This is a genomic window from Nocardia caishijiensis NBRC 108228 (assembly GCF_001612825.1).
GTDB classification, from domain to species: domain Bacteria; phylum Actinomycetota; class Actinomycetes; order Mycobacteriales; family Mycobacteriaceae; genus Nocardia; species Nocardia caishijiensis.
On record NZ_BDBE01000025.1, the window covers coordinates 393,670 to 419,360 of the forward strand.

18 protein-coding genes are annotated in these 25,691 nt (G+C 69.7%); 11 read left to right on the top strand and 7 right to left on the bottom strand.

What is annotated here, in order from left to right:
- Positions 1-56 precede the first annotated feature (56 nt).
- The 4 genes from NC7_RS08705 to NC7_RS08720 are packed head-to-tail and all read left to right on the top strand — an operon-like array spanning position 57 to position 10,037.
- A complete protein-coding gene (locus tag NC7_RS08705; RefSeq protein WP_084458185.1) occupies positions 57-6,479 on the top strand; it encodes a type I polyketide synthase in 6,423 nt (2,140 codons plus the stop codon).
- A complete protein-coding gene (locus NC7_RS08710; RefSeq protein ID WP_067981007.1) occupies positions 6,479-7,885 on the top strand; it encodes a condensation domain-containing protein in 1,407 nt (468 codons plus the stop codon). The genes NC7_RS08705 and NC7_RS08710 overlap by 1 nt, the downstream gene beginning before the upstream one ends.
- Positions 7,882-8,598, top strand: a complete 717-nt coding sequence (locus NC7_RS08715) for a hypothetical protein (RefSeq protein ID WP_236573352.1) — start codon at positions 7,882-7,884, stop codon at positions 8,596-8,598. The genes NC7_RS08710 and NC7_RS08715 overlap by 4 nt, the downstream gene beginning before the upstream one ends.
- A complete protein-coding gene (locus NC7_RS08720) occupies positions 8,595-10,037 on the top strand; it encodes an MFS transporter (RefSeq protein WP_067981008.1) in 1,443 nt (480 codons plus the stop codon). Before NC7_RS08715 ends, NC7_RS08720 begins: the two co-directional genes overlap by 4 nt.
- A gap of 104 nt (positions 10,038-10,141) precedes the next feature.
- On the opposite strand, the gene NC7_RS08725 is transcribed toward NC7_RS08720, so the two are convergent.
- Both NC7_RS08725 and NC7_RS08730 read right to left on the bottom strand, forming a co-directional pair.
- Positions 10,142-11,155 carry an Rv2578c family radical SAM protein gene (locus NC7_RS08725; protein WP_067981009.1) on the bottom strand — a complete coding sequence of 338 codons (1,014 nt, stop codon included), beginning with the start codon at positions 11,153-11,155 and terminating at the stop codon, positions 10,142-10,144.
- Positions 11,156-11,186: 31 nt separating this feature from the next.
- Entirely contained in the window at positions 11,187-12,161 is a 975-nt protein-coding gene (locus NC7_RS08730) for an NAD-dependent epimerase/dehydratase family protein (RefSeq protein ID WP_067981297.1), read from the bottom strand.
- Between the two features lie 191 nt (positions 12,162-12,352).
- On the opposite strand from NC7_RS08730, the gene NC7_RS08735 reads away from it, so the two are divergent.
- Both NC7_RS08735 and NC7_RS08740 read left to right on the top strand, forming a co-directional pair.
- Positions 12,353-12,682 carry a type VII secretion target gene (locus NC7_RS08735; protein ID WP_067981010.1) on the top strand — a complete coding sequence of 110 codons (330 nt, stop codon included), beginning with the start codon at positions 12,353-12,355 and terminating at the stop codon, positions 12,680-12,682.
- Positions 12,679-14,298, top strand: a complete 1,620-nt coding sequence (locus tag NC7_RS08740; protein WP_067981011.1) for a hypothetical protein — start codon at positions 12,679-12,681, stop codon at positions 14,296-14,298. The genes NC7_RS08735 and NC7_RS08740 overlap by 4 nt, the downstream gene beginning before the upstream one ends.
- Before the next feature lie 42 nt (positions 14,299-14,340).
- Here NC7_RS08740 and NC7_RS08745 read toward each other — a convergent pair whose 3' ends face one another.
- Together NC7_RS08745 and ypfJ are read right to left on the bottom strand one after the other, a co-directional pair.
- Positions 14,341-14,835 (bottom strand): hypothetical protein, encoded by a 495-nt coding sequence (locus tag NC7_RS08745; RefSeq protein WP_067981012.1) that lies wholly within the window; start codon positions 14,833-14,835, stop codon positions 14,341-14,343.
- A gap of 45 nt (positions 14,836-14,880) precedes the next feature.
- Positions 14,881-15,807, bottom strand: a complete 927-nt coding sequence (gene ypfJ / locus NC7_RS08750) for a KPN_02809 family neutral zinc metallopeptidase (protein WP_067981013.1) — start codon at positions 15,805-15,807, stop codon at positions 14,881-14,883.
- Between the two features lie 197 nt (positions 15,808-16,004).
- Here ypfJ and aspS point away from each other — a divergent pair, with 197 nt between their 5' ends.
- Positions 16,005-17,807, top strand: coding sequence for an aspartate--tRNA ligase (gene aspS, locus NC7_RS08755; RefSeq protein ID WP_067981298.1), 1,803 nt, complete (start codon positions 16,005-16,007; stop codon positions 17,805-17,807).
- 68 nt (positions 17,808-17,875) lie between these two features.
- Positions 17,876-18,844: a DUF389 domain-containing protein gene (locus NC7_RS08760; RefSeq protein WP_067981014.1), complete on the top strand. Its 969-nt coding sequence runs from the start codon at positions 17,876-17,878 to the stop codon at positions 18,842-18,844.
- Here the strand turns inward: NC7_RS08760 and NC7_RS08765 are convergent.
- Entirely contained in the window at positions 18,841-19,860 is a 1,020-nt protein-coding gene (locus NC7_RS08765) for a DUF2189 domain-containing protein (RefSeq protein WP_067981015.1), read from the bottom strand. The two genes, NC7_RS08760 and NC7_RS08765, sit on opposite strands and share 4 nt — an antisense overlap.
- 193 nt (positions 19,861-20,053) lie before the next feature.
- Between NC7_RS08765 and NC7_RS08770 the strand changes: the two genes are divergently transcribed.
- Positions 20,054-21,223 (top strand): phosphotransferase family protein, encoded by a 1,170-nt coding sequence (locus NC7_RS08770; protein WP_067981016.1) that lies wholly within the window; start codon positions 20,054-20,056, stop codon positions 21,221-21,223.
- 69 nt (positions 21,224-21,292) lie between these two features.
- The gene (locus NC7_RS08775; protein ID WP_067981017.1) at positions 21,293-22,117 is read left to right on the top strand and encodes a siderophore-interacting protein; all 825 of its coding nucleotides are present in this window, start codon (positions 21,293-21,295) and stop codon (positions 22,115-22,117) included.
- A 41-nt stretch (positions 22,118-22,158) separates the two neighbouring features.
- Here NC7_RS08775 and NC7_RS08780 read toward each other — a convergent pair whose 3' ends face one another.
- Both NC7_RS08780 and NC7_RS08785 read right to left on the bottom strand, forming a co-directional pair.
- Positions 22,159-22,356, bottom strand: a complete 198-nt coding sequence (locus NC7_RS08780) for a hypothetical protein (RefSeq protein WP_067981018.1) — start codon at positions 22,354-22,356, stop codon at positions 22,159-22,161.
- Positions 22,357-22,530: 174 nt separating this feature from the next.
- On the bottom strand, positions 22,531-24,198 hold the full coding sequence (locus NC7_RS08785; protein ID WP_084458187.1) for an alkaline phosphatase D family protein: 1,668 nt from the start codon (positions 24,196-24,198) through the stop codon (positions 22,531-22,533).
- Between the two features lie 115 nt (positions 24,199-24,313).
- On the opposite strand from NC7_RS08785, the gene NC7_RS08790 reads away from it, so the two are divergent.
- Positions 24,314-25,660 (top strand): replication-associated recombination protein A, encoded by a 1,347-nt coding sequence (locus NC7_RS08790; protein WP_157101897.1) that lies wholly within the window; start codon positions 24,314-24,316, stop codon positions 25,658-25,660.
- Positions 25,661-25,691 lie beyond the last annotated feature (31 nt).

The window sequence follows — 25,691 nt, forward strand, 5'->3', positions numbered from 1 at the left end:
CTACGTTGACAGCAACGGTCTTTTTGCCACGGACCGGTCGAACCGGAGGAAATTGCGTGTCGGATATTGCCATTGTCGGAATCGGTTGTCGGTTCGCGGGCGGAATCGATTCGCCCGAATCGTTCTGGAACTTCGTCGTCGACAAGCGCGACGGTGTCGTGGAGATGCCCGCCGATCGCTGGGACTGGCGCCGCTACTACGACCCCGAGCCACGCACGCCCGGGCGCAGTTACACCAAGCACGGCGCCTTCATGACCATCGATCCCTGGGAATTCGATCCCGACTTCTTCGGGATCTCTCCGCGCGAGGCCACCGTGCTCGACCCGCAGCAACGGTTGATGCTCGAGGTGACCTGGGAGGCACTCGACGACGCGGGCATCGCCGGACGAGTCGCTGGCGAGCGGGTCGGGGTGTACGTGGGTGGTTTCGTGGTCGACCAGTCGGTGATCGGCGTGGTCGGGCCCGCGCTGTTCCACACCGACATGCACACCCCGGCCAGCGCCTCCTACACGATGCTGTCCAACCGCATCGCCTACGCGCTGAACCTGGTCGGCCCGGCCATCACGGTCGACACCGCGTGCTCGTCGTCGCTGGTCGCGCTGCACCTGGCCTGCCAGGCCCTCGACAACGACGACTGCCGCGTCGCGGTGGCGGGCGGGGTCAACGTGATGCTGCAGCCCGAGACCTTCGTGCTCATGTGCAAGGGCGGCTTCCTGGCCGCCGACGGCCGGTGCAAGTCCTTCGACGCCACCGCCGACGGCTACGGCCGAGGGGAGGGCGCGGGCATGGTTGTGCTCAAGAAGCTCGACGACGCCGTGCGCGACGGCGACCGGGTGTACGCGGTGATCAAGGCGACGGGCTCGAATCAGGACGGGCGGACCACCGCGATCACCGTGCCCAATGTCGATTCCCAGGAGGCGTTGGCGCGCACCGTGTGCGAGCGCTCGGGCATCGCCCCCGACCAGATCACCTATCTGGAGGCGCACGGCACCGGGACCCTCGTCGGCGATCCGGTCGAATTGCGGGCCCTGGGCCGGGTTTTCGGCGCCCCGTCGGGTCGCACGGGCACCATCGGGGTCGGTTCGGTGAAGGCGACGATCGGCCACACCGAGGCCGCCGCGGGCGTCGCGAGCGTGATCAAAGCCGCCCTGGCGCTGCGTCATCGCACGCTGCCGCCGCAGGGTTGGCTCGACAATCCCAATCCCGACATCCCCTTCGCCGAACTCGGCCTGCACGTGCAGACCGAGGCGCAGCCGCTGCCCGCCGACGCGGGGCCGATGTCGGTGGCCGTCAACGGTTTCGGCTACGGCGGCACCAACGCGCACGCGATCCTGCAGGAGTTCCGCGCTCCGGCCCCGGTGCGGGCCGAACCCCGCCACCTCGGCATCCTGCCCATCTCGGCCCGCAGCACCGGCGCGGCGCGCGCCCTGGCCGGACGGTTCGCCGACCTGATCACCTCGGGTGCCGACCCGCAACGTCTGGCCGAGGCGGCCTGGACCCGCATGGCCCACCATCCGTTCCGCACCGGCGTGCTGCTCGACGGCGACACCGGCGAGCTGGTCCGCGAACTGCGCGAATACGCCTCGGGCGGTGGTCGTGACGCGAGCCGCACAGTGTCCTCGGCCGCCGCCGAACCGGTGTTCGTGTTCTCCGGGATGGGACCGCAGCACTGGAAGATGGCCCGCGAACTGCTCGCCGCCGGTGGCGTGTTCGCCGACACCGCGCACGAGATCGACACCGAGTTCCGCGCGCTGTCGGGCTGGTCGATCATCGAGGAGCTGAACCGGCCCGAGGACGAGTCCCGGGTCACCCGCACCGAAGTCGCGCAGCCCGCCAACTTCCTCGTCCAGGTCGGGCTGGTCCGCGAGCTCGCCGAATACGGCATCACCCCGGCCGCCATCGTCGGCCACAGCGTCGGCGAGGTGTCGGCGGCCTACGTCAGCGGCATGCTGTCGTTGACAGACGCCGTGCGCGTGGCCTTTCACCGGGCCCGACTGCAGGCCACCACGGCGGGCACCGGCGGCATGCTCGCGGTCGGCATGAGCACCGAACAGGTGACCGCGCTCATCGGCGACGACCCGAGCGTCGACATCGCGGCGATCAACAGCCCGACCTCGCTCACGCTCTCCGGTGATGTCGACCGGCTCGACGAGATCGCCGAAAAGCTCACCGAAGACGGGATCTTCGCGCGCCGCCTGCGGGTGGAGGTGCCCTATCACAGCCGCCTGATGGACCCGATCCACGACGAACTGGGCGAGGCGCTCGCCGCCCTGACACCCCAGGCGCCCACCGTGCCGCTGTACTCCTCGGTGACCGGTGAACTCGTCACCGAAGGTGACTGGAACGCCGAGTACTGGTGGTCCAATGTCCGTGAGCCCGTGCGGTTCTTCGCCGCGATCACCACCCTGCTCGTCGCGGGCAACCGGGTGTTCCTCGAGGTCGGGCCGCATCCCGTGCTGTCGGGCAACATCCGTGAGGCGATGGTCGACGCCGACGTCAACGGCACCACCGTGCCGACCCTCGACCGCGAACAGTCCGACTCGCACAGCCTCCGGCGCACCCTCATCGGCCTGCACGCGGCCGGTGTGCTCGACCGCGAACGGCTGTTCCCGGCGAGCGCGACCGCGCACGTGCCGCTGCCGCGCTATCCCTGGCAGCGCACCCGTCTGCACTCGGCGCTGCCGCTGTTCGAACAGGCCCGTCTCGGCACGCCCGGCGCCTACGCCATGCTCGGTGACCCCGACGTCGAGGGCCGTCCCGAGTGGCTGCTGCAGGTCGGTACCCAGCTGCTGCCCTGGCTGGCCGACCACGTCGTCAACGGCGTCAAGATCATGCCGGGCGCGGCCTACCTCGACGCCGCGCTCAGTGCCACCGCCCAGCGGATCGGCAGTCGGCAGGTCGCGCTGGAAGGTGTGCGGTTCGTCGCGCCGCTCGTCATGGGCGCGCCCGACGTGCCGTTGGTCGCGATGAGCGTGGAGGAGGCCAGCGGCCGGTTCCTGATCCGCTCCCGCAGCGCCACCGGAACGGCCTGGACGGTGCACTCGACCGGGCGCACCCTGTCCGGCGCGCACGAACAGACCGAGGTCGAGTTGCCGACGATCGATGTCGGTGTCGACGTCGACCCGGCGATGTTCTACGCGGGCCTGGCCTCGGCGGGTCTGCAGTACGGTCCGTCGTTCCAGCGGGTGACCTCGGTGCGCGTCGGCCGCGACGTGGTGCTGGCCACCGTCGACGGCGGTATCGCCGCCGACTCCGGGCACCTGGCGCATCCGGCCGTCGTGGACGCCGCCATGCAGTGCGCGGCGATGCTGTTCACCGACGAACGGATCAACGAGGGCGTCATGGTGCCCGTCGGGGTCACGGCGGTGCGCCTGCTCGCCGAGCTGCCCGCGCGGATCACCGTCGTCGCCCGCCGTGACCCGAGAGCCCGGCTGCGCGCCGATGTGGACCTGCTCGATGAGGACCGGAAGCTGGTGGCGCGATTGACCGGACTGCAGATCGGCGCGCTCAAACCCGGCGACGACCCGCTGCACCGGATGGCCGACTTCTACTACACCGAGACCCTCGAGGAACGCGAGCCGCTCGACCCGGCGGCGCTGGCCGAGGCCGGGACGGTGTCCACGGTGATCGTCGCGCTCGGTGAGAGCCCACGCACCGCGCAGCTCGCCGCGGCCTTCCCCGACGCCCGGGTGCGGGTCGTCGACCCGGCGAGCGAGCGACTCGAAGCGGATCTTCTCGCCGACCTGACCGCGGCCGCGGCCGAGGACACCCAACGCGTGCACGTCTGTGTGGTCGCCGGGGCGGGCACCGACGATGTGGCCGACCTGTGGACGCTCAAGCGCGTCGCCGTCGCGATCTCGGAGTACGTCACCCCCACCGTGGAGGGCGCCGCACCGCAGATCCACTTCGGTGACGGCACCGTGCACGCCACCCTGGTCACCGAATCCGCCTTCGCGACTCCGGGCGGCGGCCAGGCGCCCGACCCGCGTCACGCCGCGTTCGCCGGTGCCCGCCGGGTGCTGCTCAACGAGCAGACCCCCTTGCGTTGGCGTCTGATCGACACCGAACCGGGCACGCCGATCGACGAGCTCGTCACCGAACTCGGTGTGCCCGGGGCATTCTCGCTGGACAACACCGACGAGGTGTTGCTGCGCGACGGCACCCGCCTCGCCCCGGTGGTGACCAAACCGCTGCCCGACCGCATCGAGGAACTCGAGACCGCGCACCCGCTCACCGACCCCGAGGCCAACTTCGAGCTCGACATGCCACGCACCCGCCTGCTCTCGCAGGTGGCCTGGCGCCAGTGCCCGCGCGTGGCGCCGGACGCGGGGGAGATCGAGGTCGCGATGGCGGTGATCGGGTTGAACTACAAGGACCCGCTCAAGATCATCGGCCTGCTCGGTGAGCGCGAACTCGCCCCGACCTATTTCGGCACCGTGCCCGGCATGGAGGGGATGGGCACCGTCGTGCGCGTCGGCACGGGCGTCACCGACGTGGCGGTGGGAGACAAGGTCGCGGTGGCGTCCAAGGGCATGATGCGCCGATTCGCCACCGTCGACCGGGAACTCGCGGTGGTCGTTCCGCCCGACACCGATCCCGCCTACTGCACCAGCACCATCGCCTTCGGCACCGCCGAATACGCTTTGCACGACCTGGCTCGGCTCGAACCGGGGGAGACCGTGCTGATCCACGGCGCCGCGGGCGGTGTCGGTACCGCGGCCATCCAGGTGGCCAAGGCGATCGGCGCCCGCATCATCGGCACCGCGAGTTCGCCCGAGCGGCGCGAGCACGTGCTGGCGATGGGCGCGGACTTCGCGGTGAACTCGCGCTCGCTCAACTTCGTCGACGACGTCCTGGCGTTGACCGGCGGCGCGGGCGCCGACGTGATCATCAGCAGCGCACCCGGCGAGATCCTGCGCCAGAACTTCAACGCCGCCGCCGAATTCGGCCGCATCGTCGAGGTCGGCAAGGCCGACATCTACACCGGTGGGCTGCTGGAACTGGCCAACTTCGACAAGAACCTCGCCTACTACTCGATGGACCTCGACCGCCTGGTCGCGGTGCGGCCACAACGTCTCTCGCGCCTGCTGCGGCGGGTGTTCGAGAAGGTCACCGAGGGTGTCTACACACCGCTGCCGTACCAGCTGTTCGAGACACACGAGGTGAGCCAGGCCTTCGAGGAGACGCTGCGGTCCTCGCGGGTCGGTCGGGTCGCGCTGCGGATGGACGACCCGCGACCACCTGTCCGCCCCTACCTGCCGCCGCTCGACATCGACAGCGCCGCCAGCTATCTCGTCACCGGCGGGTTCGGTGGTTTCGGCATGGCGATCGGCCGTTGGTTGGCGATGCGCGGTGCGCGCAGGCTGGTGCTGGTCGGGCGCGGCGGCGCGAGCACCGACACCGCGCGCCGTCAGCTCGAGGTGTGGCGCTCGGTCGGTATCGAGGTGATCGAGGAACGCGCCGACGTCACCGACACCGCCGCCGTCGCGGCGATCATCGAGCGCGCGCACAGCGACGAGCACCCGTTGCGCGGGGTGTTCCACGCCGCGGGCGCGGTCGCCGACAACCGGCTCGCCAAGATGGAGCTGGGTGAACTCGACCGCGTGTACCGACCCAAAGTCCAGGGCGCGCAGGTGATCCACGAGGCTGTCGCGGACGCGGGCATCACCCTCGACATGTTCGTGCTGTGCTCCTCCGGCGGCTCCATGTACGGCATCTACGGCCAGTACAACTACTGCGCCGCGAATGTCGCGGTGGAAACCCTGGCCCGGCGCTGGTCCGCGGCGGGCGAGCGGGCCCTGTGCGTCGGGTGGGGCCACCTGTCGGGTGCCTCGGGCGGCATGGCCTCGGATGAGACCGCCGAGAAGTATCTCGACCTGGTCGGTTTCGGCCCCATCGACATGGCCGACGCCACCGCCTACCTGGAACAGACCCTGCGGCTCGGGGCGTCCAACGCGGCGATCATCCCCACCGACTGGGTGAAACTCACCGGCACGTTCCCCCAGCTGATCCGCACCGGCCGCACCGCCGGACTGGCGAAGTCCTCCGCCAAGGACACCTCCGAGCTGGCCAGGCTGCGCGCGGAACTGGCGGCGATGGAGGAGGCCAAGCGGGGACCGGCGATCGCCAGGAAGATGGCCGAGGAACTCGCCGTCGTCATGGGCGTGCCCGTGGAGTCGATCGACATGACGGTGCCGGTGCCCGAACTCGGACTCGACTCGTTGATGGCGGTCGAGCTGGGGGCGCGGGTCACCAAGACACTCGGCATCGACCTGATGTCGATGCAGATGGGGCGCTCGTTCAGCCTGGAACAGGCCGGTCCGAAGGTCGCGGAGCTGATTCTGGCTTCGGAACCCGCTGCCACACCGCCACTTCCGGACGTGGTGGCGGTACCGGGTAGCGACACCGCACCGGCCGAGGTACCGCAACAGTGGACCGTCGACCGTGCCTCCGAGGTCTCGATGGCGGGATCGCACTGATGGTCGAGTTCGGACTCATCGATGAGTGGCGGCCCGCGCCGGGACGGCTCGTGACCTGGTTCGCCTCGGCGGACTCGGTCGCGCGCGCGGCCCGGGCCCCGGCCCACCCGGCGCCGCCGTCACTGCAACAGGAACAGTATCTGCGTCTGGCCGCCCGGCACGCGGGGGCGGACTTCCGTTTCTCGGGCCTGTGCCTGGTGACCGCGCGGATCCCCACCGCCGACCTGGATCATGACGCCATCACCCGGGCCATCCACAAGTTCCTGCTGCGCCACGACACGTTCCGCACCTGGTTCACCGTCGAACCGACCGGTGCGGTGCGTCGTCACCTGGTGCCCGAGGCCGATGTGGAGTTCCTCCCCGTCGACTACGGTCACATCGACGACCCCGAGGCCATCTGCCGCCACGTCGAGAAGACCACACCCGGTCCGTTCCAATGGGATTGCTTCACCTTCGGCGCCATCGAGCACGAGGACTCGACCACCGTCTACCTGGCCGTGGACCACCTGCACACCGACGGCCTCGGCCAGTACCTCTCGGCCGCCGACTTCGCCCAGCTCTACGCCGCCGAGCTGTGGCCCGACGCCGACCCGCTCGCCCCCGCGGCGAGCTACCTGGACTACTGCCGCAACGAACGGTTCCTCAGCGATCAGCAGACACTGGCCTCGGCCGGGGTGAAGAAGTGGCTGGCGTTGTTGCGCGGCAACGACAACCGGCTGCCCGGCTTCCCGCTCGACCTCGGGAAGAAGACCGACGGATACCACCGCAGCGCCCACCGCGGCATCGTGCTGCTCGACGAGGAACAGGGCGAGCGCTTCGAGGCGGTCTGCCGCGCCAACAGCGCCGATTTCGCCGGTGGGGTGTTCGCCGCGGCCGCGCTGGCCGAACGCGAACTGGTCGGGTCGGACTACTACTTCGGCATGACCCCGGTGAGCACCAGAACCTCGGCGGCGGAGAACAATTCGGTCGGCTGGTACGTCACGCTGGTCCCCGTCGCGTTCCCACTGCCCGAACGGCTGACGATCGGTCGCGCGATCAGGACCGCCCAGCGCGCCTACGACAGCGGGCTGCTGCTGGCGCCCACCTCGTTCCACCGCGTCCTCGAGCTGTTGCCCGCCGACTCGGAGATCAAGACCGAACCGGGCTGGGTCACACCGATGATCTCGTTCATCGACGCCAGGGACTTCCTCGGCAACGAACTGTTCGACAGCCTGCACGCCGGTGTGTTCGCCAACCGCGCCGCGTCCGAGGAAGCGCTGATCTGGATCAACCGGTTGCCGGGGCAGACCTCGCTGAGCGTCATCTTCCCCGACACCGCTATCGCCCAGGAGAACGTTGGCCGCTACCTCGACACCATGAAGTCCGTGTTCGGAGCCATCATCGACAGTGCCGCGGAGATCCAGTGATCCGAGAAGAATTCGTTCCCTCCGTCTTCCGTGACCCGTTCATCCCCGACGGCGAGAAGTCGATCTATCACGTCGGCGTCGCCGGTGCGCCCGCCGAGGTCGAGGTGTCGCAGGTGGTCGCGCACCATCGCGGCGGCTACCAGACGACACTCGAGGTCGGCCCCGTGCGACGCGACCGTGGCGGGCGCGAGCCGGTGATGACGATCGAGCAGCACATCGGCCGCATCGACGGTCGCCTGCACGCGGAAACCTATCGCGCGCAGACCTACTCGGGCGCGACGCTGGTGTCACGGGAGGAGGCGAACTTCGTCGACACCGTGCACCTGCGGCCCGGTGGCCCGGCCGAACCGTACCCGGCGAACGTGATGCCGATCGCCGCCGGGCTCACCCTGCTGCGTGGCCTGGACTTCGCCGAGGGACTGATGGAGACCGTGGACGTGTGGTTGGCGTTCTCGGTGCACTGGCCGCTGCTGGTGCGGGTGGACAAGCAGGTGGTGCTGGCCGGGCCCGCCGGAGTGTTCTCCTGCTGGCAGGTCCGGTTGCGGCCGGGGTTCGAGCACGTGAACGGGATGCTGGACAAGATGGTCGGGTCGGTCGTCCCGCCCTTCCTCGCCCATTTCGAGGTGGCCGCGCCGCACCGGCTGGTGCAGCTGAGTTTTCCGACCCAGATGTCGATGTCGGCACCGCGCGCGACGATGGAGTTGGTGTCGTGAGCAGCGGGTCGCGTCCGCCCGAACTCGGCGCGTGGCTGGCCTTCGGCGCCTGTCTCATCGCGGTGTTCATGCAGATGATCGACGTGACGATCGTCAACACGGCACTGCCGAACCTGACCGCCGACCTCGGCGCCTCCCGCGCGGCGCAGCTGCTGGTGATCTCGGGCTATGCCCTGGCCTTCGCCTGCACCCTGCTCACCGCCGCCCGCATCGGGGCGATGGTCGGCAGGCGAACCATGTTCCTGGTGTCGGTCGCCGCCTTCACCGCGGCCTCGGTGTGGTGCGGAGTGGCCGACGGCGCGACCGAACTGGTGATCGCCCGGGTGGTGCAGGGCGCGGCCGGGGCGGGGATGGCCGCGCAGACGATCGCGATCCTCACCGCCGGGTTCCCGCGCGAACGCCACCCCCTGGTGTTCGCGCTGTACGGGGGCGTGGCCGGGTTCGCCGGAATGCTCGGGCCGATCGTCGGTGGCGTGCTGCTCACCCTCGACATCGGTGGCTGGGGGTGGCGTTCGGTGTTCCTGATCAACCTGCCGATCGGGCTGTTCGCGTTCGCACTGGCCTGGAAATTCCTCGACCGCACCAGACCCGAAGGGCGGCACCGGCTCGACCTCCTCGGCGCCGCGCTGTCCGGGCTCGGCCTTTTCGCCCTGATCGCGGGCATGGCCCGGATCCAACAGTACGGGTGGCGCCCCGATCTGATCGCCGTCGTCGGTGCGGGCCTGGCACTGACCGCGGTGTTCGTGGCCCAGCAGCGGCAGCGGACCGCTCGGGGCGCGTCGCCACTGGTGCGCCTGGACCTGTTCCACAAGACCGGATTTCGCGTGGGTTCGGTGCTGGTCGGGGTATTCTTCGGCCTGTTCACCGCGTTCGTGTTCGCCGCATCGATCACGATGCAGGACGTGCTCGGCTATTCACCGCTGCTCACCGGCATGGTGATGACCCTGTTCGCCCTCGGCGCCGGGGCAGGGGCGATCGGATCGCTGATCCTGGTGCCGCGCTTGGACATCTGGGCGCTGGCCGGGGGAATCGCGCTGTTCGGCGGCTGCATCGGCGCGGGCGGGGTGTACCTGTACCTGGTGGACGGGATAGCGAGCGCGCTGCTGTGCGCGGGGCCGGTGTTCGCGGCGGGGTTCGGGGTGGGGGTGTTCGGCGTACAGCTGCAGCCGATGATGCTGTCGGGGCTCGACGGCGACCGGATGGCCGAGGCGTCCGGGGTGCTGCCCACCATCGAACAGGTCGGCAACGCGGTCGGATTGGCGGTGTTGACCACAGTGTTCTTCAGGTCGCACAGCCTCGGCGGCGCGATCATGATGATGGGCGCCATCTGCGGTGTCGCCCTCCTTCTCGCCGCGCTGACCTTGGCGATGCCCGGGCGAGAGCAGCGCGAGGCAGCCGCTGTCGGCGTTTCCACCGAGGAGGTGCTCGACGGCGCCTGACGAGGTGGAGCCCGATGTGCACGGCGACAGCGGTCGGCTCGGTCGACGTACCGAGGCCGAGCCCTGGAATGTGGTTGTCGCGCGACGCGGCTCACGCCGGGCACTCAGCCGAACAGGGCGAGTTGCGGGTTCGTCGGCGCGGGAGCGACGGTCGGCGGAGTCGTAGGGCCCTGCTCGCGGCGGAGCCCGTGCGCGGTGAGCAGCGGGTTCACCCGGTCTCGCAACCAGTCGCGGTAGGTGGGGGTGACGTTGGCGCCCCGGTTGTAGAGCTGGCGGTAGCGGCGCATCAGGGCGGGATGTTCGGTGTCGAGCCAGGCCAGGAACCAGTCGCGGGTGGGGCCGCGCAAATGCATGGGGAAGGCCGTCGCGCTGGCGGCGCCCGCGTCGGCGATCGCGGCGAACAGGGCATCGAGGTGAGCGCGGCTGTCGGTGAGGCACGGAATGATCGGGGCCGCCATCACGTGCACGGAGAAACCCGCGTCGGCCAGAGCACGCACGAGGTCGAGGCGGGCGCGGGGTTCGGGGGTGCCCGGTTCGAGACTGTGGTGCAGGTCGGGGTCGAGAATCGCGATCGACACCGCCACACTCACTTCTACCCGCCGCGCCGCTTCGGTGAGCAACGGCAGATCCCGGCGCAGCAGCGGGCCCTTGGTGAGAATCGAGAACGGCGTACCGGATTCGGTGAGCGCGCGAATGATGCCCGGCATCAACCGGTATCGCCCCTCGGCCCGCTGATACGGATCGGTATTGGTGCCGAGCGCCACCGCCTCGCGCTGCCACGATCGCCGCCCGAGCTCGCGGCGCAATACCGCGGCCACATTGGTCTTCACCACGATCTCGGAATCGAAATCGCGTCCGGCGTCCAGCCCGAGATATTCGTGACTGCCGCGCGCGAAACAGTATCGGCACGCGTGCGAACACCCGCGCATCGGATTGATGGTCCACCGGAACGGCAACGCGCTGCTCTCGGGCATCTTGTTCAGCGCGCTCTTGCACAGCACCTCGTGAAAGGTGATGCCGTCGAACTCGGGCGTGCGCACGGTGCGGACGAGCCCCGCCCGGCTCAAACCGGGCAGGGCACCGTCATCGGCATCGAGGGTCTGGGGCTGCCACCGCACCCTCTGAGTCGAACATGCGTTCGATCGACTGTCAAGCGTGGCGCGGGGCGAGGGCGAAGTCGACGAGATCGTGGATGCTTTCCTGGATCGGGCGCGGCCGGTAGCCGAGTTCACGTTCGGCTTTGCCGTGGTCGACGACCGGTGCCGAAATGATCGCGCCGAGCGCGGCTTTGGAGATCACGTCCGAACCGAGGCGCTTGCTGATCGGTTCGAGCACGGGCATGAGGGCGCCGATGAGACCCGCGGGGATCGCGAAACGCGGCCCGGCGACGCCCGCGTGCCGCGCCGCGATCCGGCACAGCTCGATCAGGGTGATCATGTGCCCGCCGAGCAGGTAGTTCTCGCCGGTGCGGCCCTTCTCGCCCGCCAGGATCAGGCCGAGCGCCACATCGCGCACGTCGACCATGTCGAAGCCGCCGCCGATCATCACCGGAACCCGGCCGCGCGCGGAGTCCACCGTGGTGCGGTTGACGCGCGAGAGCTGGCGCAGGTTGTCCACCGGGCCGAAGACGCCGGTCGGGTTCACGATCACCGCGTCGAGGCCCCGCTCGATCGCGGGCCGCAACGACAGTTCGCCCGTCCATTTGGAGCGGTCGTACACCGGCAGGTCGGGATCGTCGGATCGCTGCGAGGTCTCATCGATGTGCCCGCCCGCCCGGTACTGGTCGAAGGCGTGGATGGAGCTGGTGTGCACGAACCGGCGAGCGCCCACCTCCAGCGCGGCCTCGGCGGTGACCCGCACGCCCTCGGTGTTCACCCGCCAGGCCAGGTCGTTGTTCTTGGCCAGCGTGATCAGCGCGACCAGGTGGTACACCACCTCGGCGCCGTCCAGCGCCGTGCGCATCGACGCGGCGTCGAGCACGTCGCCCTCGACCCAGGTGACGGCCGGATCGGTGGTGGCGGGGGCGACGCGGTCGATGGCGACCACCTCGTGTCCGCGCTCCACGAGCTGGGGGATCAGGTTGGACCCGAGGTAGCCGGCTGCGCCGGTCACTGCGACCTTCATGCGGCCGAGGATATAGAACATGTTCTAGTTTTGCCATGGAATCCCGCGGATCGAGTCCGTCGCGAGTCGAAACCGGTGGGGGTGTTCGGCTATATTTGGCGCACTGCGCAAACGGGCGGTCGCGTCGGGAGTTGCGCGGCTACCCGATCGTGGTCTCGGGACCGACTTTTCACGACGAGTGGGGGATTCGCATGACCGATCTCTCGGTGCAAACCGAAGGTGTCAACGCGTTCGCGACGACCAATGCCGGGGTGGCGGGGCAGATCGCGGCGGCGGGCAATTTCGACCTGGTGGCCAACGTCTCCGCGATGACACCCGTGTTCGGGCTCATCGGCGCCGACTACCTGGCGATGTTCGCGGCCGCGCAGGTGTTGCAGGCCAAGGACATCAACGACCTGTCGGCCAAGTTCGGCTCGCTGTCGGACGCCGCGTTCCGCTCGTCGGTGACGTTCGACGCCACCGACATCGACAACGCCGCGGAGCTCGCGCGCCAGGCGGCCGGTATCGGGGGCGGGGCATGAAGCCGTTGAGCACGGGCGACACCGGCGTCATCAGCCCGGAGGCGTCGCTGGCCACCGCCGAGTCCGCGACGCAGTCGGCGCTGGGCGCCGTGCCGCGGGAACTGGCGGGCCAGGCCATCCTCGACGTGCCGCTGGTGCAGCTGCCCGAGGACGTCGAGGAGCCCGTCTTCGCCCTCGCCCAGAAGATCACCGAGGAAACCCAGCAGGCAGGTGTGCCCGCCGGGCTGCCCGGCATGTCCGGGCTCGGCACCGGCACGGACGCCCAGGACATCCTCTCGGGTGTCTCGGACGACGCGTCCTCGGCGCTCACCGAGGTGCAGGGCGCGTTGAGCCAGGCCACGATCGACCCGTTCGGTACCGCCCAGACCCTGATGAACCAGGCCAAGAGCGCGGTCACCGGGGCGACGGGCGGCGCCGCGAACACGAGCACCGGTGCCACCAACTCGGCCGCCGCGACGACGCTCACCGATGACCCGGTCGCGGCCCTGATGAACGGTCTGTCGCTGCCCGCGCTGCCCGGCATCGAGACGCTGTTCCAGCCGTTCCTCGACCTGCTCAGCAGCTTCGGCACCGGCGTGTTCGGCTCGCTCGACCCCACCTCCATCCTGAGCAACTCCTCGGCCGTCATCGAACAGGCCATGACCTTGGCCCAGGGCGGTGTGAAAACCGTGCAGCAACTGTGGGAAGGCCAGTCCGCCGACGCCGCGACCGCGGCGAGTCAGCAGGCACAGGTCGAGGGGCAGGAAACCAGTCAGCGCGGCATCGACATCTCCGCGCTCACCCAGCAGGCGGCCGCGGTCGTGCAGACGGGCAACGCCCAGCTCACCTCCATCGCCACCGCCTTCGCCGCGCAGGCGACGGCACTCGCGCCGACCATCATGCTGCCGCCGACCCAGGCCACGCTGATCGGTCTGGCCACCACGCACCTGGGCGAGGCGGTCACCGTCGTCAACGCCACCCGAGGCCAATTGGCCGGGTACACCGGGGAACTCAGCGGGGTGGTCGGTCAGCTCGCGAGCCAGAGCGGACTGCCCTCGCCGGAGGAGGTGCTCCAGGCCGCCTCGGAGAACATCGGCGAACCGCTGCTCACCCAGGCCGAGGACGCGCTCAGCAGCGCCACCGAGACCAGTGCGGCCAGCACCGGTGGCACCGGCGCAACCACCACGTCCCCGGCGGGCACCAGCCCGGCGGGCACGGGCGGCGGCGGTGGCTCGAGTGCCGCGCTCGGCGCCCTCGGTACCGCGCGCGGTGGCGGCGGTGGCGGTGGCGGTGGCGGCAGCTCGAGTGGCACTCCGAGCACCGGCTCGCCGAAGTCGACGGCACTGCCCGGCTCCGCGATGCCCGCCGCCGGTCGTGTGATGGCGACGAGCCTCGGCACCGGCATGGGCGGTGCGAGCACCACGCCCGCGAGCGCGGGTTCCGGGTTCATGGGCGGCAGCCCGGGCGCGGCGGGCGCGGGCCAGCGCGGCAACGACGAGGAACACGGCCGCACGGTGCAGCCCTACCAGAGCCGCACCGGAAACGAAGACCTCACCGGTCTCCTCGGCGAAGCCACGCCCGAGGTCATCGGCGCCGTCCACGAGGACGAACGCACCGCCGACGAAGACCGGTTCTGATCGAGGTTCGCCCGCGGCCCGGTGCCGCGGGCGAACCTGGACTCACTTCTCGAAGGCGTCGACCAGCTTCTTGGTGAGGTCGGTGAAACGCTTGCGCGCGGCCTGCTGTTCAGGGTTGAGGCCGTCGGCCGCGTCGGGGGAGTAGACCACCAGGTGGGCGTCCTCGGCCGGATCCTCGGTGAGCAGGTCGACGATCTGGGCGCCCTTGCCCTCCCCGGCGGGGATGCCGAAGTCGGTCTCCTGGAGCGCGTCGATCTCCGCGCGCGCGGCCGAGATCACGTCGGCGGCGACCTTTCCCCGCTCTTCCTTCGGCGTGGTCTCGGCCTTGCGGTCCTTGCTCACCGCGTCGGGCCGGTAGACGGCCGTGCCGTCATCGAACACCTGCAGCACCGGTCGCAGGTCCGTGCGGGTCGACCACCCGGCGGGGATCGTGGTGACGCTGATCAGGGGTAGCGGTGCCGGGTCGGCATGGGAGAGCGCGCCCGCACCTGGCAGGGCGAGCGCGCAGACGAGCAGACCGATGATGGGCAGGCGCATGGTTTCCCCTCGATGAAAAACGCTGTGTCGGATCGGGTTCGAGGGTCAGCGTAACCCGGGGGGATTGTTCAGGTCGGTGGCGGAATAGGTATCGCAGGACTGCACCGAGCCGCTGCGGTACCCCGCGAGGAACCACTTCTGGCGCTGGTCGGAGGAACCGTGCGTCCACGACTCCGGGTTCACACCACGACCAGCCGCACGCTGGATGCGGTCGTCGCCGACGGCGTTGGCGGCCGACAGCGCGTCCCGGATGTCGTTGTCCGACAGCGGCTTCAGGAACGGTTGATTGCTGCCAGGAGCGTTCTGCTTGTCGGCGTAGTGAGCCCACAAACCCGCGTAGCAGTCGGCTTGCAGTTCGGTACGCACCGCGCCCGATTCGGGTCCGCGCGGATCCTGCTGCGCGCGGCCGATGTCGCCGAGCTGGTTCTGGATGTGATGACCCACCTCGTGGGCCACCACGTACTCCTGGGCCAGTGGTCCCGCGCTGGCGCCGAACCGGTCGACGAGTTCCTGGAAGAAGCTGGTGTCGAAGTAGGCGGTGCGATCGGCCGGGCAGTAGAAGGGGCCGACATCGCTGGTCGCGTTGCCGCACCCGGTGTTCACCGCGCCGGTGAACAGGACGAGCTCGGGCCGCACGTACCGCTGACCGGTCTGTTTCGGCAGTTCCGCGCCCCAGACCGCGTCCAGGCTCTGCGCGGTGAGCACGACCCGGCAGTCGACGTACTTGTTCGCATCCGCACCGGTCTTGCAGTGTTCGGGTGTCCCGGCGGTGGCGTCCCCGCCCTGGTACTGCCCGTCGGACAACCCGGTGCCCGTGCCGGAGCCGGTCAGGTCGACGCCGAACAGCAGGCCGACAACCAGCAGGATCAGACCGCCCGCACCACCGCCGACGGCCAGCTTGCCGCCCATCCCCGGTCCGCCGCCCGAGGACGCCCGGCCCGGATCGATCTGCATACCCTCGTTGAAGGTCATCGCGGTACTCGCCTTCGCTCGGTTGTCCAGCTGCCGTGCAGCATCATTCGCCGTCGCGCGCCTGGCCGTGGCGCAGGGCGCGCGACAAGCTTGACACGGCGCGGAAGATATCGGTTTTCCCTCGCCCATCGTGTCTCACTACGATGGTCGTGCACCGGGTGTTCTCCACGGTGCGACAAATCGTCGAAAGGAATACCGTGCTGCGCACCCACTTGGCTGGTTCGCTGCGAAGCGAGCACGCCGGTCAGACCGTCACCCTCACCGGCTGGGTGGCCCGGCGGCGTGACCACGGTGGCGTGATCTTCATCGATCTGCGTGACGCCTCGGGAGTCGCGCAGGCGGTGTTTCGCGAAGGCGAGGCGGCCGAACAGGCCCACAAGCTGCGCGCGGAGTACTGCGTGCAGATCACCGGTGTGGTGGAGCAGCGTCCCGACGGCAACGAGAACCCCGAACTGCCGACCGGCCAGATCGAGGTCGACGTGCGCGAACTGGTCGTGCTCAACGAGAGCGCGCCGCTGCCGTTCCAGCTCGACGAGACCCCCGGCGACGAGGCCCGCCTCAAGTACCGCTACCTCGACCTGCGCCGCGAGGGCCCCGGCCACGCCATCCGCCTGCGCTCCAAGGTCAACGCCGCCGCCCGCGAGGTGCTCGGCGCCCACGAGTTCATCGAGGTCGAGACCCCGACGCTCACCCGGTCCACCCCCGAAGGCGCCCGCGACTTCCTGGTCCCCGCCCGCCTGCAGCCGGGCAGCTTCTACGCGTTGCCGCAGAGTCCGCAGCTGTTCAAGCAGCTGCTGATGGTCGGTGGCATCGAGCGCTACTACCAGATCGCGCGTTGCTACCGCGACGAGGACTTCCGCGCCGACCGTCAGCCGGAGTTCACCCAGCTCGACATCGAGATGAGCTTCGTGCGCCAGGAGGACGTGATCCTGCTGGCCGAGGACATCCTCACCGCGCTGTGGAAGCTGGTCGGCCACGACATCGTCACCCCGATCCCGCACATGACCTACGCGGAGGCGATGCGCCGCTTCGGTTCCGACAAGCCCGACCTGCGTTTCGGCGTGGAGATCACCGAGCTCACCGATTACTTCAAGGACACCCCGTTCCGGGTGTTCCAGTCCGAGTACGTCGGCGCCGTCGTGATGCCCGGTGGTGCGAGCCAGCCGCGTCGTCAGCTCGACGCCTGGCAGGAGTGGGCCAAGCAGCGCGGCGCCAAGGGTCTCGCGTACATCCTGATCAACGAGGACGGCACCCTGGGCGGCCCGGTCGCCAAGAACCTGTCCGATGCCGAACGCGAGGGGCTGGCCAAGCAGGTCGGCGCCGAGCCGGGCGACTGCGTCTTTTTCGCGGCGGGCGCGACCAAGTCCAGCCGTGCCCTGCTCGGTGCCGCGCGTGGCGAGATCGCCCGCAAGTGCGATCTCATCGACCCGAACGCCTGGGCCTTCGTCTGGATCGTCGACGCCCCGATGTTCGAACCGGCCGCCGAGGCCACCGCGAGCGGCGACGTGGCCCTTGGCCATTCGTCCTGGACCGCGGTGCACCACGCCTTCACCTCGCCCAAGCCGGAGTCGATGGACACCTTCGACACCGACCCGGGTTCGGCGCTGGCCTACGCCTACGACATCGTCTGCAACGGCAACGAGATCGGTGGCGGTTCCATCCGTATCCACCGCCGCGACGTGCAGGAACGCGTGTTCAAGGTGATGGGCATCGACCACGACGAGGCACAGGAGAAGTTCGGCTTCCTGCTCGACGCCTTCTCCTACGGCGCTCCGCCCATGGGCGGTATCGCCTTCGGCTGGGACCGCATCACCGCCCTGCTGGCCGGGGAGGACTCGATCCGCGAGGTGATCGCGTTCCCGAAGACCGGTGGCGGCGTCGACCCGCTCACCGACGCGCCCGCGCCGATCACCGCCCAGCAGCGCAAAGAGGCGGGCATCGACGCCAAGCCCGAGGTCAAGGGTGCCGACGCGCCGAAAGCCGTTGCCCCGCAGAAGTAGCGACCGGAAAGCAGCACCGGTAGTTTCTGGAGTGGTCCCGACAGGGGCCGCGGACCAGGAGGCTATCGGTGCTGCATCTGCGCATTATCAGTCCACCCGAGAAGACCGCTGAGCTGGTCGGCATTCTCGAGGCCGATGCGGGTGTCACCCACCTGACCGTGGCGCCCGGCATCGCGGTCGACCCAGGCGGTGATCTGGTCCAGGCCGACATCGCCCGCGAGGCGGCCAACAAGATCCTGCACGACGTGAAGTCGCTCGGACTCGTCCACTCCGGCGGTATCACGCTCGGCCCGGTGGAAGCCGTGCTGTCCGACGCCGCCGACCGGGCGGTCCGGGCGGCACCCGGCGACCCGAGCGACGCCGTGGTCTGGGAACAGCTGCTCGTGGAGACGCACGAGGAATCCTCGCTCAACTCCACCTTCCTCGCGTTCCTGACCATCGCCTGCCTGCTCGCCTCGATCGGTGTGGCGACGAATTCGCCCGTCACCATCGTCGGCGCGATGGTGGTCGGCCCGGAGTTCGGGCCACTGGCGGCGTTGTCGGTCGCACTGGTGCGCCGCAATTGGCGGTTGGCGCGGCGGTCGATGATCGCGCTGGCGGTGGCCTTCCCGGTCGCGATGGTGATCACCTTGTTCGCCACGATGCTGTGGGAGCGGGTGGGCTGGATCACCGTCGAGGGCGTGATGGACGCGCACAATGTCGACTTCATCTACCAGGTCGGGCCGTTCTCCCTGGTCGTCGCCCTGCTGGCCGGTGCGGCGGGCATGCTGTCGCTGGTCACCGCGAAATCGGCGGCCCTGATCGGGGTGTTCATCTCGGTCACCACCGTGCCCGCGGCGGGCTATGCGGTGGTGGCCGCGACGCTCGGTCAGTGGCAGCGAGCGTTCGAGTCGGCCGGTCAGCTCGCGGTGAACCTGGTCGGCATCGTGGTGGCCGGTGTGCTCGTGCTGGAACTGCGGCCGCGCGCGGGCGACGAGTCAGGCCCCGTCGGACGGTTCAAGCGGGCGATCGGCATGAAGACGCCGCTGCGGCACTAGACGCGGGCGACCGGTCCCGCGGTGAGCATCCGGTAGGCGTAGGTGACCGCGATCGTGCACACCGGCCCGGCGACGAACAACCCGATCCCGCAGGCGAGTACACCGACGAAGGTGACGAGTGCGACCGTGAGGAACAGCAGCACGCTGGCCCACAGGTTGGCGAGCACCAGCATGCCGCTCGCCTTGATCGCCTCGACCGGGCCGTAGTCCTGGTCGATCACGAAGTGCAGCGAGAACATGCACAGGAACCCGACGATCACGCCAGGCGCCAGGCACAACGCCGAGGCGAGCAGGGTCGCGGTGAAGGCCAGCAGCGCCGTGAGCAACACGTTGCCCGCGTTCACGAACCGGAAGAACGACCCGAAAGCCGGTGGGTATCCGTCGGTTTCGTACAGCGCCCCACGCACCATCGCCGCCTGCAGCAACCACAGCGCAACCAGTACGAGCAGGAACAGGAACAGCACGCTCAGCGGCGAGGTGGGGTTCACGATCTGCACGATCGCGAGGGCCCCGAGATAGATGAGCACACCCACGCCGATTATCCCGAGCCACGGTCCGGGATTGGTGCGGAAGCGCTCGACGCCGTAGCTCAGGGACTGCCCGATGTCGAGGGCCTGTGCTCCCGAATGGAGGTAACCCGACGGCTGCCCGGACTGCGTCGGTGATACGCCACCGGCGGGGGGAGTCGCGTAACCCGAGGTCTCCGATTTTTCCTGGGGCACCGCGTAACCCGGACCGGTGCCCGGCTGACCGTAGTGCGGTGCGCCCATTCCCGAACCGGCAACCGGAGGTGGGGGCTCGACCGGCTCGGTGCCGTACTGGGCGGCGCCGGGTCCTTCGAATTGCGGATAGCCTGCGCCACCGGCCATTCCGTGCCTGCCCGTTCCCGAGCTCGGTGCGGCCGGGCGAGCGATGCCCTCGTGGTGTCCGGTGCCGTGGGCGAATTGCCCGCTACCGCCGGGCGCAGGCGACCCACCCGGTGAATCGCTCGATGCGGCGGACGGTGTGTCGGTCACTGTGGTAGACCTTTCGACTCAACCGGTTTGCGGTGTGGCGCACTGCAGTTGACGTCGAGAAAACCCGACGAGCGACAGATGTGTCAAGCGAACAGGCACACGCGCGCAACCTCGGCGCCAACACGCCGGGCGACGCGGAAAGGTTGCGTAACCGCTCGCTAGAAGTGACCAGGTACGAGTAGCTTGAGAGGCGATGACCGCACTATTGGCCGAACGCGCCGCCGACGTCGTGTCCGCAGCACAACAGTTGCTCACAAAGCGAATGGGTGCTGCGGTGAAGCTGAGTGATCCAGTGGAGCTCAGCGGTAGTGGCAGGACCACAGTCCTGCGGGTGCGTGTCGCGGAGAACGCTTTCTCGCTCCCGCGCACGCTGATCGTGAAGCAGGTGCGTGGCGCCGCGCAGGATCGCGTCACCGGTGGCATGGCGCCCGGTGTCGCCAGCATCGACGCGGCATTCCTGCGCGAGGCGGTGTCCTACCAGTTCACCACCGCCCTGAGCCGCGAACAGCGCCCCGGTGCCTACCTCATCGCGCACAGCGTGCCCGACCGCATCCTCGTGCTCTCGGATCTCGGCGACAACGCGCTGCTCACCTCGCTGCTCGCCGCGCGCGTCGAACCGAACACCCGCAACGCGCTCATGGCGTTCGCGCAAGCTCTCGGGCGCATGCACGCGGCGACCGTCGGCCGGGAACCTGACTTCATCGCGCTCATGCGCCGGGTCGACTCCGCGCACCGCGTCGACGGCATCGCCCAGCAGGCCCAGGCAGCGATCGCGGAGGTGCCGGGCTTGCTCGAGGCGGAACTGGGGATCGAGGTGCCCGGCGAGATCGCCGAACGCATCGTGCACGGCAACCGGTTGTTCACCGCGGGCCGCTACCGCGCGTTCAGCCCGTCGGATCTGTGCCCGGACAACGTCATCATGAACGACGAGGGCGCCCGGTTCCTCGACTACGAGTGGGGCGGTTTCCGCGACGCGACCCTCGACATCGCGTACGCGCTGGTGTCGTTCCCCGGGTGCCTGTGTGACTTCGAACTGTCGCGCGGCCGGGCCAGGGAGATGGTCGAGGCCTGGCGTTCGGCCGTGGTCGGGGTGTGGCCCTCGCTGGCCGACGACACGGTGCTCGCCGAACGGATCCTCGAGGCGCGCCTGATCTGGGTGTGGTTGTCGACCTACTGGTTCCTGCCCGCCGACCACACCCGCATCGCCACCGCCCGCGAGCACGGGCTGTCGGTGCCGCGCTCCGAAGCCCTGATCAACCGCTGGTCGGCGCTGGCCGAGGACGCGCGCGTCACCGGCGACGACGCGGTCGGCGACTTCGCCGAACAGGTGTCGGCGATGCTCGAGGAACGCTGGTCGGAGTGAGAACGTAGCTCCCCACATGGTCCCCGATGCGGAGTAGCGTAGGCGGGGATCCGAGAGTTGGGAGCAGACGTGCCGCAGTCGATCACCGTCCGCGTCATCGGCAAGACGTGGCTGACACCGCACCTGGTGCGCGTCGTCGGTACCGTCACCGATGGTGTGTTCACCCCGAACGCCTTCACCGACGCGTATGTGAAGCTGATTTTCCCGGTGCCGGGTGTCGACTACCCCGAGCCGTTCGATCTGGACTCGGTGCGCGAGACGATGGAAGCCGCCAGCCAACCCGTGCTGCGCACCTACACCGTGCGTTCCTACGAGCCGTCGCGTCGTGAACTCAGCATCGACTTCGTCGTCCACGGCGACGAGGGCATCGCCGGTCCGTGGGCGGCCTCGGTCGAGCCGGGCGCGGAATTCCGCCTCTTCGGCCCCGGCGGCGCCTTCGCACCCGACCCGGCCGCGGACTGGTTCCTGCTGGCCGGTGACGAATCGGCGCTGCCCGCCATCGCCGCCGCCGTCGAGGCGCTGCCCCCGGGTGTGCCCGCCCAGGTGTTCGTGGAGGTCGGCGGCGCGGAGGACGAGATCGCCCTGGACTCGGCCGCCGATCTGCGGGTGCACTGGGTGCATCGCGGCGTGTCCTCGGACGCTGTCCCCGACGAGCTTGCTGGCGCGAACTCCCCACTCGTCGCCGCGGTGCGCTCGGCCGACTGGCTACCCGGCCAGGTCCAGGCATTCGTGCACGGAGAAGCGGAGGCCGTCATGCGCAACCTCCGCCCCTACCTGCGCAAGGAACGCGATGTCGCACCGAAATGGTTGTCCGTCTCGGGCTACTGGCGGCGCGGCCGCACCGAGGAAGGCTTCCGCGAATGGAAGCGTGAGCTCGCCGCCGAGAACGCCTGAGCCCAACCGAGACGGCCGTCGTCGCCTGACCGGCCGGTCTGTCACCCGGACAGGGCGGCCAGCTTGCCTCGAAGATGGGTTCGTTCCACCGCGTTGTCGGTGAGCCGCAGCGCGTCCTCGTAGGCGGCGACCGCCTCCTCGACCCGACCGAGTTCGGCGAGGAAGGCCGCCCGGGCGGCGTGCAGAGAGCCGTAGGTGGCCGGAGCCGGTTCCGCGCCGAGCGGACGCGGCAATTCCAATGCCCGCGCCGGATCACCGCCAAACCGACCGCACGGCGGCTGATGCCCTCGGTGATCGCCGTGTGTCCCAGCGGATGCGGTCCTCGTGTTCGAGCGAGCACAGCTCGCCCGCCACGTGCTGATCGACGGCTACTTCGACGAATTCTGCGCCTGTTCCCGCGTCGCCTCGCCCGATCAGTGCACCGGTGTGGGGCGTGGTTCGAGGCGGCCGCCGGAGGGCACCGCGAACGAGACGCCGTGGCGGATGCCCGTGGCGGGGTCGGTGACGTCGAAGGCGTAGAACCAGTCCATCTGGGTTGCCTCGGGGGTCACATCGAGGACGCCGAACCCGTGTGAGTCCAGTTCCACGTACCGCAGGTGATGGTTGGCGGCCTTGATGGCTTCCTCGGCCGCGATCGAGGTGGTGCGCGGCGGAGTCTTCGTCATGTCGGCGACGCTGGCCGAGGTGACCGACGGGATGACGAACTCCGCGCCGACCGTCGGCCCGCCCGGGTAGTTCGCGGCGTTCAGTGGCAGGTCAGCGGCCCAGGAGGTGTGGATGTCACCGGTCAGGAACACGACATCGCCGACCTGATCGTCCGCGATGGTCTCGAACAGGGTGCGGCGGTCGGCGGTGTAGCCGTCCCACTGGTCGCCGTTGACGGTGATGCCGCCCTGCGGGATGCCCAGCGCTGCGGTGATGGCCTCGGTGGTCGCCGGTTCCAGCGGCGGGAACACCACCGGCGCGATCATCACCGAATTGCCGACGAGCTTCCACTGCGTCGGTGACGAGACCAATCCCGCTGTGAGCCAATCCATCTGGGCCCGGCCGGTGATCGTGCGCGACGGGTCGTCGGCGTGCCGCCACCCCGCGACCGGCCCCGCCTCCTCGTCGCGGTAGCTGCGCAGGTCGAGCATCGACAGCTCGGCGAGGGTGCCGAACCGCAGCCGCCGGTAGATCTGCACCGCCCCGTCGGACCGGGTGGCGCGCACCGGCATCCACTCGAGGTAGGCCTTGGCCGAGGCCGCGCGACGGTCGGCCCAGGCGCCCTGGGTGGCGGGGTCGTGGTCCTCGGAGCCCTCGCGCCAGGAGTTGTCGGCCGACTCGTGGTCGTCCCAGGTGCAGATGAAGGGCAGTTCGGCGTGCAGCGCCATCAGGTCCGGGTCGGTCTTGTACTGGCCGTGGCGGATCCGGTAGTCGGCGAGGGTGACGATCTCGTGCGCCGGATCGTGCGCACGCACCGCTCCGGCGCGGCCGACGTACTTCCCGCGACCGTATTCGTAGATGTAGTCGCCGAGGTGCACGATGGCGTCGAGGTCACCGCGCGCGGCCAGGTGCCGGTAGGCGCCGAACCAGCCCGCTTCCCAGTTCGAGCACGACACCAGGCCCAGGCGTAGCCGGTCGACGGAGCTGTCGGCGGCGGGCGCGGTGCTGGTGCGTCCGATCGGGGAGGTCTGGCCGAGCGCGTGGAAGCGGTAGCAGTAGCCGGTGCCCGCCGACAGACCCTTCGCATCGATCTTGACGGTGTGGTCGGTGTCGGCGGTCGCTGTCACGGTGCCGGAGGCGGCCACCTGGGTGAAGGTCTCGTCGGTGGCGATCTCCCAGCGCACCGAGGTCGCGTCGCCGAGGCCCGAGCCGGGGGTCGCGTCGTCGTCGACGCTCACGCGCGTCCACAGGATCACCGCGTCGGGCAGTGGATCGCCCGAGGCCACACCGTGCCGGAACACCGCTCCGGTCGCGTGAGCCCGCGCCGAACCGATCAGCACCGCCGCCGCGGCCGCTGTGCTGCCGGTGAACAGGGTGCGGCGGGCGAACAGTCCTGCGGGCACGACCTCGTTTTCGACCACGATCAGCGATCTCATCCCAGCGCGGCCCGGTGCGCAAGTCGGACACACATAATTCGGTCATCTGTTCAGGTTTGCTGCCCGTACCGGCGGTCGACCGGATGTGTCCGAGGGTCTCGGTACCCTGCACGACGTGAGTGATCAGCTGTTCGACGTGCCGGGCGAACCCGCCGAGCCCGAGCGTGGACTCGACGCGGTGGTGCGGCGCGATCCCGGGGCGCCGCTGGCGGTCCGGATGCGGCCGCGCTCGCTGGACGAAGTGATCGGTCAGCAGCATCTGCTCGGTCCCGGTTCGCCGCTGCGCAGGCTGGTCGAGGGGTCCGGTGCCGCATCGGTGCTGCTCTACGGCCCGCCCGGCACCGGTAAGACCACCCTCGCCTCGCTGTTGTCGCAGGCCACCGGGCGCCGGTTCGAGGCATTGTCGGCGCTGTCGGCGGGTGTCAAAGAGGTGCGTGCGGTCATCGACCTCGCGCGCAAACGGCTGGCCGTGGGCGAGCAGACCGTGCTGTTCATCGACGAGGTGCACCGGTTCTCCAAGACTCAGCAGGACGCGCTGCTCGCGGCGGTGGAGAACCGGATCGTGCTGCTCGTCGGCGCGACCACCGAGAACCCGTCGTTCTCCGTGGTGTCGCCCTTGCTGTCGCGCTCGCTGGTGCTGCAGTTGCAGTCGCTCACCACCGACGACATCCGGGCGGTGCTGGAACGCGCGATCGCCGACGAGCGGGGACTGGCGGGGGAGTACACGGTCACCGAGGAGGCGCTCGACCACATCGTGCGGGTCGCCGGTGGGGACGCGCGCCGGGCGCTCACCGCGCTCGAGGCCTCGGCGGAGTCGTCGCTCGACGGCACCGTCGACCTCGAACTGGTCGAGGCCAGCGTCGACAAGGCCGCCGTGCGCTACGACCGCGCGGGCGACCAGCACTACGACGTCATCAGCGCCTTCATCAAATCCATCCGAGGCTCCGACGTGGACGCGGCCCTGCACTACCTGGCCCGCATGCTCACCGCGGGCGAGGACCCGCGCTTCATCGCCCGGCGCCTGATGATCCACGCCAGCGAGGACGTCGGCATGGCCGACCCGATGGCGCTGCAGACCGCGACCGCCGCCGCCCAGGTCGTGCAGCTCGTCGGCCTGCCCGAAGCGAAACTGGCGCTGGCGCAGGCGACCATCCACCTGGCCACCGCGCCGAAATCGGGTGCGGTCACATCGGCGCTGGCGGCGGCCATGTCCGACATCACCGCGGGCAAGGCGGGCGCGGTGCCACCGCACCTACGCGACGGGCATTACGCGGGCGCCAAGGCCCTGGGTCATGCCAAGGGCTACAAATTCCCGCACAAACACCGCGGCGGCGTGGTCGCCCAGCAGTACCCGCCCGACGAGATCGTCGGCACCGACTACTATGAACCCACCGACCACGGCTTCGAACGCGAGGTCGGTTCCCGCGTGAGCAAGCTGCGCCGCATCATCCGAGGCGGCTGAGCACGTCACGTGCGGATCGTCGCCGCGACCA